This window comes from Mucilaginibacter endophyticus (genome assembly GCF_003351025.1).
GTDB lineage: Bacteria > Bacteroidota > Bacteroidia > Sphingobacteriales > Sphingobacteriaceae > Mucilaginibacter > Mucilaginibacter endophyticus.
On the sequence record NZ_QPCG01000001.1, the window covers coordinates 1,027,636 to 1,041,043 of the forward strand.

At 45.6% G+C, this 13,408-nt stretch carries 11 protein-coding genes; 4 read left to right on the forward strand and 7 right to left on the reverse strand.

The features are described 5' to 3' along the window. Positions 1–321: 321 nt before the first annotated feature. The 4 genes from DUL71_RS04220 to DUL71_RS04235 all read right to left on the reverse strand — a co-directional run bounded on the left by DUL71_RS04220 (position 322) and on the right by DUL71_RS04235 (position 3,136). Positions 322–1,128 carry a helix-turn-helix domain-containing protein gene (locus tag DUL71_RS04220; RefSeq protein WP_114936875.1) on the reverse strand — a complete coding sequence of 269 codons (807 nt, stop codon included), beginning with the start codon at positions 1,126–1,128 and terminating at the stop codon, positions 322–324. A gap of 42 nt (positions 1,129–1,170) precedes the next feature. Beyond that, positions 1,171–2,196, reverse strand: a complete 1,026-nt coding sequence (locus DUL71_RS04225; protein ID WP_114936876.1) for an SDR family NAD(P)-dependent oxidoreductase — start codon at positions 2,194–2,196, stop codon at positions 1,171–1,173. A 267-nt stretch (positions 2,197–2,463) separates the two neighbouring features. Beyond that, the gene (locus DUL71_RS04230) at positions 2,464–2,706 is read right to left on the reverse strand and encodes a hypothetical protein (RefSeq protein ID WP_114936877.1); all 243 of its coding nucleotides are present in this window, start codon (positions 2,704–2,706) and stop codon (positions 2,464–2,466) included. 43 nt (positions 2,707–2,749) lie between these two features. After that, complete coding sequence (locus tag DUL71_RS04235; protein ID WP_114936878.1) at positions 2,750–3,136, reverse strand: VOC family protein; 387 nt, start codon at positions 3,134–3,136, stop codon at positions 2,750–2,752. Positions 3,137–3,379: 243 nt separating this feature from the next. On the opposite strand from DUL71_RS04235, the gene DUL71_RS04240 reads away from it, so the two are divergent. The 3 genes from DUL71_RS04240 (at position 3,380) to DUL71_RS04255 (ending at position 10,083) form a co-directional block, all read left to right on the forward strand. Then, on the forward strand, positions 3,380–4,486 hold the full coding sequence (locus DUL71_RS04240) for a YncE family protein (RefSeq protein ID WP_114936879.1): 1,107 nt from the start codon (positions 3,380–3,382) through the stop codon (positions 4,484–4,486). A gap of 668 nt (positions 4,487–5,154) precedes the next feature. After that, the gene (locus DUL71_RS04250) at positions 5,155–6,261 is read left to right on the forward strand and encodes an acyltransferase family protein (protein ID WP_114936881.1); all 1,107 of its coding nucleotides are present in this window, start codon (positions 5,155–5,157) and stop codon (positions 6,259–6,261) included. Between the two features lie 180 nt (positions 6,262–6,441). Beyond that, complete coding sequence (locus DUL71_RS04255; RefSeq protein WP_114936882.1) at positions 6,442–10,083, forward strand: family 78 glycoside hydrolase catalytic domain; 3,642 nt, start codon at positions 6,442–6,444, stop codon at positions 10,081–10,083. A gap of 277 nt (positions 10,084–10,360) precedes the next feature. On the opposite strand, the gene DUL71_RS04260 is transcribed toward DUL71_RS04255, so the two are convergent. Beyond that, positions 10,361–10,771, reverse strand: coding sequence for a cupin domain-containing protein (locus DUL71_RS04260; protein ID WP_114936883.1), 411 nt, complete (start codon positions 10,769–10,771; stop codon positions 10,361–10,363). A 248-nt stretch (positions 10,772–11,019) separates the two neighbouring features. On the opposite strand from DUL71_RS04260, the gene DUL71_RS04265 reads away from it, so the two are divergent. After that, entirely contained in the window at positions 11,020–11,811 is a 792-nt protein-coding gene (locus DUL71_RS04265) for a CHAD domain-containing protein (protein WP_114936884.1), read from the forward strand. A 16-nt stretch (positions 11,812–11,827) separates the two neighbouring features. On the opposite strand, the gene DUL71_RS04270 is transcribed toward DUL71_RS04265, so the two are convergent. Together DUL71_RS04270 and DUL71_RS04275 are read right to left on the reverse strand one after the other, a co-directional pair. Next, complete coding sequence (locus DUL71_RS04270; RefSeq protein WP_114936885.1) at positions 11,828–12,886, reverse strand: alpha/beta hydrolase family protein; 1,059 nt, start codon at positions 12,884–12,886, stop codon at positions 11,828–11,830. A 58-nt stretch (positions 12,887–12,944) separates the two neighbouring features. Further along, the gene (locus tag DUL71_RS04275) at positions 12,945–13,361 is read right to left on the reverse strand and encodes a 6-pyruvoyl trahydropterin synthase family protein (protein WP_114937467.1); all 417 of its coding nucleotides are present in this window, start codon (positions 13,359–13,361) and stop codon (positions 12,945–12,947) included. Positions 13,362–13,408: the final 47 nt, after the last annotated feature.

Below are 13,408 nucleotides of genomic sequence, written 5' to 3' on the forward strand. Positions count from 1 at the left end.
CTGTTCGGAGAAAGGCTTTTTCTTTTTCAGCTTTTTTTAATTTATCCTTGAGAGCTATCGTTTATTTGCAACTTAATGAGCCTATAATTCCCCGTAGGGGATACCTGTTTATAGCAAAATAATTATAATAATCCTTTGCCTCGTAGAGGCTACCTTTTCAACATGGTTATTAACATCGCCGCATTTGGGTAGCACCTGACTGTGCAAAAGACTATTTTAATCCATATTTTCTACAAACAGGTAGCACCTGACGGTGCATTACACCGAGATGTGTGTGTAGTGGTCTATAAAGATGGGAGTGGTAGCCATTTCGCTCCCTGATTAATGATCACCGGCCGTTGGCGAATAACTGAAATGCTTCTTAAAAGCATAGGTAAAATGCGATAGGTTTTCAAATCCCACTTCAGCATAAACATCTGATGGTTTCCTGTTTTGTTCCCTGATGCGGTAGTGCGCCAGCTCCAGTCGTTTTTGGGTGAGCCACTTTTGCGGGGTAGTATCAAAGCTTTTCTTAAAATCCCTTTTAAAGGTTGTAAGACTGCGGCCGGTGAGGTAACCAAACTTTTCCATCGACATATTGAACATGAAGTTTCGCTCCATAAAATTGGTCAGGTCAATTTTGCCGGGCTCCTGGAAATTGGCCAGTATTCCATCTATATCGCTATCAATTATCCTCAAAATATTGATAGCTTCTTCAATTTTTAGCGAAGCTAAGTTTTCCGGCAATCCATCCTTCAGGTCAAAGTACGGGATCAGGGAGGCCAGGCAGCTTTCCAATAGCGGGTGCTTACCAAAGTTCCTGATCCCTGGCGAATGCAATAGGCGAGCCTTTGGCGGATTTTTGGTATAAAACTCCTTGAGCATGGGCATGGTGAGGTGCATGGCCACTGTTTTATGCGGCAACCCGTCCTTTGGATAATTAATCACTGTAGTCAACTGGTTTCGGGGGATCAGGAATATATCACCCGCACCAAAAACATGGATCGAATCGGCCTGCACTATCTTTGTTTCGCCCGAAATAAACCAGATCAGCATGTGATGTTCAAATAACACCTCTGTACGGAAAGGCTTATCCTCAAAATTTGAGAGTTTAATATCTGGGCTTAAATAATGTGTTTTAAATTCCATGGTTCATTAATGCTGCCGGTTAATATAAAGCTACAGATGATCTTAGTTTGCCGCAAATTTTACGCCTGTCATTTCTTCGCTCAAGGTCCACAGCTTTTGGGCGCTTTCAGCATCAACCGAATATGGTTTTACGCCGCGTAAAGTGAGGGGCTCATCATATTTATGTTCAATGTCCCCAAGATCCAGATCGGCAACATCAGCGTTTTCGCAATAAACACCCCCAATGTTATCAAGCTGCGGACTGGTGGCACACCACACTGAAGTGGCGGCTCCCTGCGCTATAGTTTTTAGCCGGGCTGCCACTTCCGGGAATATATTTCCGTCGGCATCAAACATGCCCATCTGCTGAAACAACTCTACCGGGGCCGCCCTGCCAAGGTCGGTACCATTTACAGAACCAGGATGCAATGAGTAGGAGCGAACCCCGAAATCTTTACCCCGGTGGTCAAGCTCTACAGTAAAAAGGTTATTGGCTGTTTTTGATTGACCGTAGGCCGTCAGAGTTTCATAATCTCGACTAAGGAAATTAGGATCATCAAAATCAAAAGGCGAGATCTGGTGGCCGTAAGATGATACATTAATTACTCTTGCGCCATGCGCTTTTTTAAGGGCAGGCCAAAGCAAGGCGGTAAGCTGGAAATGCCCAAGGTGATTGGTTGCCAGTTGTGATTCATAACCCCTTGCATCGCGCTGAAGCGGCACCCACATGATGCCTGCGTTATTAATGAGCAGGTGAAGCGGGGCGGCGGTTTTCAGAAAATCTACCGCGAAGGAATCGATAGAGGTGGGGTCCATCAGATCCATCACTTTAATCGTTACGTTAGGTACGCCTTCAAGATTTTTTGCTGCTTTGTTGTAATCGCGTGCAGGTACAATAACTTTTGCCCCGGCCGATACCAATGTTTTTACGGTTTCTAAACCGATGCCCGCATAGCCGCCGGTTACAATAGCTGTTTTACCGCTGAGGTTTATCCCTTTAATAACGTCGGTAGTAGTTGATTGGGCGTCAAATCCTGAATCCAGCGGTTTCTGTAATGCCCCATTATAATTATCTTTTATTTGTTCCATTTTTTTTAATGTTTTAATGAAACAAAAGTATAGGCAAGGGGCTACAGCGCTTTTGTTTTAAAGGCCGATGTTTTTTGTTTTAAAGACCAATTTATATAAAATAGATCTGTAACAGTTTTGATACAATAAGATCAGTGATAGGAGCGGGTAGCAAGGAGGTGCTATTGCAGGGTTAAATCTTCCCCGGTTCGGGAAAGTTTGTATACGTCTGATTTACCTGTTAACAGGCATAAAGGTGGGTTTTAGAGGTAAATTCCTGTAAAGTTTTCAGGAAAACGTTTTGCGATAGCTATACCAGCGAATAACTTTCAGCAGTTCCTCTTCTGAAATGGTAATGCCACCTGTTTGCTGAAAAGCCAGTTCTTTATCCAAAATAGTGGCCCTGAGCGGCTCTGGCAAACCCGGACTGGGTTGTGCTCCCGGGTCAAACACACACACGCTGCTGCCTGAACCCGGAATTAAAATAACGTCTACCCCATCTACGGAGTTCAGTAAATAATGTTGATCCATGCTATACCAGCGGCAAAAAGTGTACCTGTTAGCAGTTAGACCGTTACAGTGGCCTGCCAAAAAACAGGATATAACCATCGGTATCTGCCAATTCAAAACCACGCAGGCCGTCATGGGTATCCTGTAACGGTTGGGTGAAGATAACATCCCGTGATGCAAATTCTACAGCCAGTATATCCGGGTTAGGTACGCTCACATAAGCATCCCAGCGGGCATCCCGGGCACGACTGGAATTAGGAAGCGGATCTGCCTCTACCGCCTTAAGGAAGATCATAGCCCCATCGCGCTGTACAATGGCAAAAAACGGATCATGGGCAGGTTCCTGGAAAACAGTTTCAAACTTGAGCATTTCGCCATAAAACAAAAGTGAAGCCGTGACATTATGAACGATAAAGAATGGAGCGATGCCTGCGATATATGCCTGATTCATTGGGGGAATTGCTTACATAAATATATGGAGCGAATAATGGATTGGCAATAGCTTTCATCTCAGTTTTACGGCGACTGGTCTATTAAAAACAGTGCTAATAGGTAAGCTTCCGGCTATTGTCGATTTGTATGCCGCCGACGGGGAAAACAATTTAAGGGATCAGTATATTTGTTTTAGAGAGAGATCTGTTCTAATGATCATATCCTTCACGAGTTATAAACCGTTCTCCAATCTGTAAGCCCTATGAATAAAACTACACGTAACCTTGCTTTTAAAACTGCAAAGTCCAGCCTGAGTAAATTGTTTACCTTAAGTTTGCTGTTAACGGTTTGTATTGCCGCCAGATGTAAGGCGCAGTCAACGCCACAGCGTTCGTTGCTTGCGCTTTCCAAAAGTGATCATACCTTGTCTATTATCGATCCGGTTACGCTGAAAGTTATAGCCGGTGTTCCCGTAGGTTCCGATCCGCATGAGGTTATCGCCTCGGCTGACGGGAAGACGGCCTATGTATCCATTTATGGCGGCGGGAGCCTGCATGAACTTAGCGTGGTTGATCTTGTGGCACAAAAAGCTTTACCCGCGCTTGATACCAGGCCGCTGATGGGGCCGCATGGATTAACCTTTGCCGCAGGTAAAGTATGGTTTTCGGCAGAAGGGGCTAAAGCCGTTGGCCGTTATGATCCGGCAACAGGTAAATTTGACTGGGCGATGGGAACGGGGCAGGACAGAACACACATGATTTATGTTACTGCTGATGGGAAGCAGGTTTATACTACAAATGTTAACTCGGCAACTGTAAGTATTTTGACAGATAGCCCGGGTAAACCGGCAGGCCCTCCGCCAGGACCAACACCTCCAGCCGGAGCGGCGCCTCCACCCGGGTTTGCACCTCCGGCGCGTCAGGAATGGGGGCAAACTGTTATCCCGGTGGCCAAAGGGTCTGAAGGTTTTGATGTATCACCCGACGGCCGTGAATTGTGGACTGCCGGTGCTGAAGACGGTAACATTTCAGTTATTGATATTGCAGCCAAGAAGGTAACCGCTACAATTGACGCGAAGGTTACGGGAGCCAACCGTCTTCAGTTTACGCCTGATGGCAAACGGGTATTGGTTACCAGTCTGCGGACAGGTGATCTGTTTATTTTTGACGCGGCATCGCACCGGGAAATAAAACGCATAAATACCGGCCGAGGCGCGGCAGGCATCCTGGTAGATGATGACGGCTCACGCGCGTTTATTGGTTGCACCGCCGATAATTATGTAGCCGTGGTTGATCTTAAAAAATTAGAAGTAAGCGGGCATATTGATATTCGCGGAGCCGATGGTTTAGCCTGGGCAGTTATGCGGTGATAAAAAATGCGCCTCTCGCGCTGAGTGGAAAAAATGAGTTCTGCAAAGGTCAAATGACATATCCGTCGCGTCATTGCGAGGCACGAAGCAATCGCACAGAGGCAGGTAACGATTATTGTCGTAATGAACTTACATCGTCGCGCTCTTGGCCGCGCGAGGGCCAGATACTTTTGTCGCCACAAAAGTATCCAAAAAGGCTTGCAGCAGAAAGGCTTCTTTGCGCTCATCCTACCCTCCAACCCGCCGCCCGGCCTTTGCCCTGCAAAACGAACAGAACCACGGGCTGCAATTATTTTGCCCCGATTCGCCCTATCCCCAGCTTCTGCAAAAACTTGCTATGCCCCTGCAGCCGCACATTCCCCGCATTGTTCTGCCCGTTTTCATCCGAAGCTGATCTGCTGCGAAAAACATCCGATTTTAATTATGTCATGGTTAGCTTGTCGAAGGGTCGTGCGCAGAGGCCCGCCCCGCTATGCTTCGACAGGCTCAGCATGACCCCAATTTTAACTATGTCTTGGGGGAGAAGGAACGAAGCAATCGCATGCTATACAGAGCTACCATCTTTTCGTGTAGTAAAGACTTGATAAATCGATTTTATCCTCGATAAATGCATTTTTTTTATATTTTGCGCCGATTTTAATTCTTATCCTGCATATCTAAATTTATTAATGAACAATAATGAGCTGGCCACCAAGCCACACTATCCCATCTTAGATGGCCTTCGCGGCGTCGCGGCCATAATCGTAGTAACCTTTCACTTAACTGAGCCTTTATCAACCGGTCATTTAGATAATCTTGTCAATCACGGCTATCTCGCTGTCGACTTTTTCTTTTTACTATCGGGCTTCGTGATTGGCTATGCATATGACGACCGTTGGTATAAAATGACTGTCGGCAGCTTTTTCAAACGTCGTATCGAACGTCTGCAGCCCATGGTGGTTTTAGGTATGACCCTCGGCGCTATCGGTTTTTATTTTACAGATTCTACGCTTTGGCCGCTCATTCATACCGTTCCGGTTTGGAAAATGCTGCTGGTAACGCTGATCGGTTATACCATTCTACCTGTACCGCTGTCGCTTGATATTCGTGGCTGGGAAGAGATGCATCCCATGAATAGCGTGGGCTGGTCGTTATTTTTTGAATACATTGCCAACATTCTTTACGCTGTCTGGATCAGGAAATTTTCTAAAACGGCATTAAGTATCCTGGTAGGCATTGCCGCTATCGCGCTCGCGCATCTTGCTATCACCAACGGCGATGTCAGCGGTGGCTGGACGTTGAATGTAGAGCAGGTCCGGATCGGGATAACCCGTACCATGTACCCTTTCTTTGCCGGTTTGTTACTTTCACGCATAGTGAAACCGACTCAAATTAAAAATGCTTTTTTATGGTGCAGTCTTTTAGTGGCTGTTGTACTTTATATGCCGCGCATTGGCGGTGCCGAAAATGGCTGGATGAACGGGATCTATGAATCGTTTTGTATCATCATCGTTTTCCCGGTTATAGTATACCTTGGCGCCAGTGGCGTGTTGCAAACTCAACGCGAGAACAGGATCTGCAAATTCCTGGGTGACATATCCTATCCTCTTTATCTGGTACATTACCCGCTGGTTTATTTTTACGTGGCCTGGATCAGCAATAACAAAGGCATAACCATTGCACAGGCCTGGCCTTACGCGTTACTTATTTTAATAGGCGGAATAGTTTTAGCCTACGCCGCATTGAAATGGTATGATGAGCCGGTTAGGAAATGGTTGCGGAAAAAGTTGGGGTAGGGGGGATTTGAGGGCTAAAATAACACCAAGCCCCCGATAGAGTATTGGAGCTTGGTACCGATAACATTATGGGGCCATGGTATATAAGAAAATTATATATCAGGGGGTAAGTAGGGGACAGTTAAGCGTTATTTAATGCGCATATTGCTTTAACCAATTATTTTTACTGTAAACCCAACCATGATAAAAAGTCGCGCTTCGATAGCCCCATCGGCTGCCTTTATTTTATTGCTGTTATTTTCATTCACATGTATTAACCTGTATGCTACTGCAAAAGGAACCAGAATTGTTAACCTGCAGGTAGAGTATACGGAGCATCCTATTGGCATAGATGTTAAACTGCCCCGGTTTAGCTGGCAGATGCTTGCGCCCGAAGGGGCGAGGGGATACACCCAGACAGCCTACCAAATTACAGTAAAAGATGCGCAGGGAAAGGTGGTTTGGAACAGCGCCAAAATGAAAAGTGGAACAGCTTTAGCCGTGATTTACGCGGGCTCCACGCTCAAAGCCACAACCCGTTATAACTGGACGGTGAATGTGTGGGATCAAACCGGAAGTGTTTCATCCGCCAGCTCCTGGTTTGAAACGGGACTGATGAACACCGGCATGTCGGCCTGGGATGGCGCGCAATGGATAGGAGGCGGGGATAATGACCTGGTGCTTTATGCGCATTACCTGCCGCTGTATAACCTGAGGTATAAAGTGGCTATCATCGAAGGCAGTTCAAAGGCGAGCATTGTTTTTGCCGCTAATGATCCGCGTTTGATGGATAGCAACAAGAACATTTTTCAGCTCGCCAATAAAAAAAATCAATCATACTTTAAGGTTGAGCTGGATATTTCAGGTTTGGAGCAAGGGGGCAATGCCCGGATCAATGTGTACCGGGCGGGGTACTCTGATAAAGATACCATAGGTAAAGTTTTTAAAAGCTTCCCGGTAAAAACCGACCTGATTAGCAACAACAATAAGAACAAACCACACACCATCCAAATCCATAATGAATTTGGTACACTCACATTTACTGTTGATGACGATAAAACATTTATTGCCGACGAGAAAAACGGTGTAGCTGTTGCCAAGCCGGTACCGGCCAACCGCGGGGCCGTAATTACGCTTAACCCGCTGGGCCCGGGTCATGATGTAATTTCGTACGGCATGTTGGGCGAAATCGGCTTCTCTGTAGATCAGAGACAAAAGGCTGAATTTTCTGATTTGTCGGTTTTCAATATCAGGTCGCCGCGTAATATCTTGTTTAGCGAAAAGCTTGAGGCAAATAATTATAATGGGATTTTTAAGGAAGCGGTTGCTTCGGTTGCATCAGGTTTAGTTATAAAAGATGGAAAGTATGAGGTGAGCGGTGGCAGCGCTGGAGCGTTTATCCTTGCCGACCCAAGCCGCAATGCTATGCCAATGCTGCGCTCGGTATTTAATGCGGATAAAGCAATTGCCAAAGCAAGGCTTTATGTAACCGCAAGGGGTATTTACGAGGTTTATCTGAACGGTAAAAGGGTTGGGAATGACTATTATAATCCTGGGCTTACCCAGTACAACAAAACCCACCTTTACCAAACTTATGATGTAACCACCATGATAGGTAAAGGGCAAAACGCCATTGGCGCTATGCTTGGCGAAGGCTGGTGGAGCGGCCTGCTCAGCTACGGTTCGGTCTGGAACCATTTTGGCGACAGGCAATCACTGCTGGCTAAGCTGGTAATTACCTATGCGGATGGTTCGGAGGATGTGATCAAAACCAACGAAAAAAGCTGGAAATATTTTAATCATGGCCCTGTAGTTTATAGCAGCTTGGATATGGGCGAGGTTGATGACGCTACAAGAGAGGCGGCCGTTAAAAATTGGAATACGGCAACTTATGACGATCATGACTGGCAAAAGGCCACAGCAATATCGCTTAAGGGGACAACTTATACAGGCGATGAGACTGATTACTTCGGAAAAAAGATTCCGCTTGATTTTGGTGATATTTCGATGATCGGACAGATTGGAACATCGGCCGGCATTTATAAAACGCTGACTGCAAAAGCAGTGAAGGAAGTTAGAAAAGGAGTATATGTTTATGATATGGGGCAGAACTTTGTGGGGGTGCCTAAAATCAGCATCAAAAATGGTATCGCCGGCAAAAAACTCACTTTTCGTTATGCCGAGATCCTATACCCTGCACTTAAAGAATCCGGTAAAAATGTAGGCATGATCATGACCGAAAATTACCGTGCAGCCCTAAGCCAGGATCTTTATATTATGAAGGATGGCGAACAGGTGTTTCAGCCGCATTTTACTTCTCATGGGTACCAGTATATTGAAATTACCGGTATTGATAGTCCGCTGCCGCTTAACGATGTGCAAGGGCTGGCAATCAGTTCGGTAAAACAACTAACGGCCGATTATGCTACGTCCAACCCGAAAGTGAACAAGCTATGGTCAAACCTGACCTGGTCAAACATCGATAACTTTTTAACCATACCGACAGATTGCCCCCAAAGGAATGAACGGATGGGCTGGTCGGGGGATATTAGTATCTTTTCGCGTACTGCCACTTATGTATCCAATGCCGATCAGTTTTTGCGCAGACATATGCTGGCCATGCGCGATATGCAGACCGAACAGGGCAGATTTACAGATATAGCCCCCGTAGGTGGTGGGTTTGGCGGCGTGATCTGGGGTAGTGCCGGGATCACCGTGGCATGGGAAACCTATCAGCAATACAATGACGTAGCCCTGCTTGCCGAGCATTATGATGCCATGAGTAAGTATATGGATTATGTGGATGGAACCATCGATCCGAAAACAGGCTTCAGTACTGATGGTGTACTCGGTGATTGGCTTGGTCCGCAGTATATGCAACTGGGCACCGCTTTTCCGGTTACTGCATATCATGTTTATGATCTGGGAATTATGGCGAAGGTTGCGGCTATTTTAGGGAAGAAAGACGATGCCGAAAAGTTCAGCAAGAAATATGATGAGCGTAAAGCTTTCTTTAATAAAACTTTTGTTAATGCCGATAAAAAAGCCGTTGGCCTGATTGGTGGCGGCATGTTTGGCGAACCGGGCAAAAAGGAGTTTAAAGTATCGGATACGCAAACCGCTTATGCAACAGGCTTGGCGCTCGGCGTATTCAGCGCAGACAATACCAGCGATATGGCAAAAAATCTGGCAGCCGCTGTTGAACGTGAAAATAAGGACGACCAGGGAATTGTTCGCCCAGCTTATTCTTTGATGACAGGCTTTGTAGGTACCGCCGGAATCAGCAAGGCACTTTCTGATCATGGGCATTCGGATCTGGCCTACAAACTGCTACAGAACGAGCACTACCCATCATGGCTATACGCCATTGACCAGGGGGCTACAACCATTTGGGAAAGGCTGAACGGGTATACCGTAGAGAATGGTTTCGGCGGGAATAACAGTATGAACTCATTCAATCATTATTCATTCGGTGCTATCGGCCAATGGATGCTGGCTTATTCCATCGGGATCCAGCGTGATGAACCGGGCTTTAAAAAGTTTATCCTGCAACCAGAGCCTGATCCTACCGGCGGGATGACTTGGGCAAAAGGATCTTATGATTCGCCTTATGGCAGGATAAATAGTAGCTGGTCTGTAAGCGGCAAAACATTAACATACAATGCTACGGTTCCGGCAAATACCTCGGCTACATTGTTTTTACCTGTAAGCACTGCTAAACAGGTAACTGAAGGTGGTAAACCCGTTGCCGGTGCAAAAGGCATCAGCTTTATCAGGTTTGAAGGCGGTAAAGCCGTTTATAAATTAATGCCCGGCTCTTACCAGTTTAAATCGAGCTTGTGATTGTTTTCTGTGCCCGATAAAATAAGATAGCGTCATTGCGAGGAACGAAGCAATCCCAAACTATACTTGCTAATCGGGGATTGCTTCGTTCCTACCGATGAAATAATAAAAAAATGGGGTCATGCTGAGCCAGTCGAAGCATAGCGCGTTGGGCCTCTGCGCGCGTCCTTCGACAGGCTCAGGATGACATGCCCTCCACACCTAATGTCATCTCACCTTTAAAGGTCTCGGTTTTCCCGACCTATAATGACGCCTATTATTCAGCTTTAAAACTGTTTTACTTTATAAGCGTAACGAGCGGCTTGTCTTTTTCAACAATATAAGTAGCAAGTTCAACCGCTTTGGTATCCCCCACATTTTTTACCGCATGCACCGTTCCGTAGGGGATAAATAAAACATCACCAGCTTTAAGCGTTGCCGGTTGTTTGCCCTCTACCTGGTATTCTAACACGCCTTCAAGTACATAAATAATTTCTTCGCCGGGGTGTTTGTGCTGTGGATAGGATTGACCTTTTTCAATATCTACACGGATCTGTACCATTTCGTGGTTGGGAATGCTGAGGTCATGACGTTGTAATTCGGTACGACCGTTTATTTTCTGTTGTGCCTGAGATGATGCAGGCAGTGTAAAAATGGCAAGGATGGCGATAATGATGACTGTAGCCAGTCTGTTTTTATTAGTTTTCATAGCTTTTGGTTTTAATTTTTAGTAAAGCTACAATCGCATTTGCCTGTAACAGAATATTATGGCGATGAGTTAGGCCATATTATACTTTAAACAGACATTTCTGCTCCTGAATTGGTCATACTCAATTACTTTTTTCCGGTTGTGATACTCGTCTTTCGAAGAATCCTGAGCTTCCGTCAGCGAGCCAAGCCTAATTGAATTATTTTTCCTTATCTTGTATAATAAACATTTGTGATAGGATCCCCGGCATGAAATTAAAAGAAGAACTTTTATACTTTAAAGATGAGTGGACAAACCTGCGTTCGCATCTGAAAGCTTTTGATAAAAAAGGCAAACAGGAAGACCTGCACCGTTTCAGGGTACAGGTGAAGAAGTTGCGGGCCTTTTTGATATTGGCAGACAGTGGTTTGCCGGTTAAGCAATTGGAAAAAGAGTTAAAGCCGGTGCGCAAATTATTTAAAGCGGCAGGAGAGATCAGGAACGCCTATATCAATCTCGAATTAACAAAGCAGTTTTTAATCGCGCAGCCTGAAATGATGGAAGGGCAACGCAAGTTTATGAAGCAGTCTGCTCATGATTTTCGTTCGGAGGCAGGTAAACATCTGCAACGCCTGCGCCGGGCCCGGCGCAAACTCAAAAAAGTTATCCCGAAAATCAGCGATATCCATATTGATTTTTATTACAGACAGCAATTGGAGCAGCTTGCTGTTTGCCTTGCCCCGCCTTATGCGGATACCGCTTTACATGCCTGCCGCAAGCAGTTAAAAATGCTCATTTATAATTATAAGCTGGTTAAACCGGTGCTTAATCAACCTTTTAACATCGCTTATCTGGATGAGGTGCAGGATATTATTGGCGAGTGGCACGATAAGGAAGTTGCCATCGCTTTATTCGCAACAGGGGAAGCCGAAAACGAGCAACTGGTAGAGGCGTTGAAAAAAGAAAAGACACGCTTAAAACGGCATCTTACCTCATTAGTTAAAGATTTTTATACGCGTGCTACCACAGCAAGTGATTTGCCGCTTGAACAAATTGATTAAGCAAAGAAATAGTAGCTTACAGCCACTTACTAAACCAATCCAGCGTCATTTTAAAATGTTCGGGTGTTGATGTATGTGGGAGTTTCGGCGTTACGTCCCGTTTAATTTTATTGGTCGCGTTTTTTGCAGCGTAAACCTGCAGAGCAGAAGCATAGGCAATGTCTGCACCAGGCAGAGGGCAATTCTGGTCGTTCTCGGTACCAAGAACCAACATCGGGCGGGGAGCTATCAACCTGATCATCGAGGGGCAATCAAACTCGCCGGTGATGCCCGGCAGCAGCTTATCCCATACCGCTTTAACATTTTGTTTATTCACAGCCGAATCGCCCAGATCTTTTGCGGCCTGCAAATGCGCAGCCTGAATGGTACCCGCGCGTCCCTGCCATCTGTCATTTTCTAACGACCATTTGAAGCTTTGCACCGCGATATCCAGCACCACTACTTTTATCCGCTTATCAACCGATGCCGCAAGCCATGTTTCAATACCTCCCATAGATATACCTCCCATGCCAATCCGGTTGGCGTCAACATCTGGTCGGCTGGTTAAGTAATCTGTTACCCGCCAAAGGTCAAAACCGGTGTCAAACAAAAACGGGTGGGTTTGATGGGCATTGTCCTTGTTTTCCCAGGCTGCGGTAGCTGCGGCTGCATATTCTTTTGAGCCATGCGCTCCTCCGGCAATCCGTTCACCATGAAAGCGGGCATCAATGGCTACGCCTATAATCCCTCTTTTGGTAAGCTGGTAAAGCATTTTCCTGTTATCTTCTTTTTTGCCACCCGTGCCATGCAGAAAAATAACAGCAGGGTATGGTTTGGCACCTGTAACCGGTTTGTAGATCAGAATAGGGACGGGCTTGTTCTTTTCGCTGTAAATAAAACCATGCTCTATAATAACAGAATCTGTTTTAGTTATGGTAAAAGATGGGTTTAATGGCACCCGCGGCCTTTCCAGCAGTTTCTTAAAATCCGACGCGACTTTATCTGCAGGGGGATAATTTACCTGCTGCGCAAGTGAAAACAGTGATGAGGTTGAAAACAGAATGCCAATACAAAATGCCCTGATCCTGGATAACATAGTGAGATGATTTACAGGTACAATGTATGAAACATTGTTGCTTAAGCAGTGTAACAATTTACCCTCCAAAATACTCCGCCGAATTATTTTCGGTTTCATACAGTCTTACCGAATGCAGGAAAACGCCTTTATTTGACTCTACAGGTGTTTTCAGCTGATTGAAGATTTCGACACAGAGTAATTCCGTGGTTGCCATTTTTCCTTTCATAAAATCAACATCCAGGTTCAGGTTTTTATGGTCGAGTTTTTCGATCACGTATTCCTGTATAATCGCTTTAAGCAGTTTCAGATCAATGAGGTAGCCGCTTTCGTAACTGATATCACCCTTAACCGTTACAAAAAGGTTATAGTTGTGGCCATGCCAGTTAGGGTTGGCACATTTACCAAATACCGCTTCGTTTTGCTCGGCGCTCCATTCTTCCCGGTACATCCGGTGCGCGGCATTAAAATGTTCCCTGCGGGTAACATGTACAATCATTTTTAATTCTTATAAAAAGCGGGGGAAAGTGCGATTCCCCTTTT

Excerpts from the sequence above, each read along its gene's own strand:
- DUL71_RS04230 (WP_114936877.1), bottom strand. The coding sequence starts at position 2,706 with ATGGATCAACATTATTTACTGAACTCCGTAGATGGGGTAGACGTTATT.
- DUL71_RS04270 (WP_114936885.1), bottom strand. The coding sequence starts at position 12,886 with ATGTTATCCAGGATCAGGGCATTTTGTATTGGCATTCTGTTTTCAACC.
- DUL71_RS04255 (WP_114936882.1), top strand. The coding sequence starts at position 6,442 with ATGATAAAAAGTCGCGCTTCGATAGCCCCATCGGCTGCCTTTATTTTA.
- DUL71_RS04260 (WP_114936883.1), bottom strand. The coding sequence starts at position 10,771 with ATGAAAACTAATAAAAACAGACTGGCTACAGTCATCATTATCGCCATC.
- DUL71_RS04220 (WP_114936875.1), bottom strand. The coding sequence starts at position 1,128 with ATGGAATTTAAAACACATTATTTAAGCCCAGATATTAAACTCTCAAAT.
- DUL71_RS04235 (WP_114936878.1), bottom strand. The coding sequence starts at position 3,136 with ATGAATCAGGCATATATCGCAGGCATCGCTCCATTCTTTATCGTTCAT.
- DUL71_RS04250 (WP_114936881.1), top strand. The coding sequence starts at position 5,155 with ATGAACAATAATGAGCTGGCCACCAAGCCACACTATCCCATCTTAGAT.
- DUL71_RS04225 (WP_114936876.1), bottom strand. The coding sequence starts at position 2,196 with ATGGAACAAATAAAAGATAATTATAATGGGGCATTACAGAAACCGCTG.
- DUL71_RS04240 (WP_114936879.1), top strand. The coding sequence starts at position 3,380 with ATGAATAAAACTACACGTAACCTTGCTTTTAAAACTGCAAAGTCCAGC.
- DUL71_RS04265 (WP_114936884.1), top strand. The coding sequence starts at position 11,020 with ATGAAATTAAAAGAAGAACTTTTATACTTTAAAGATGAGTGGACAAAC.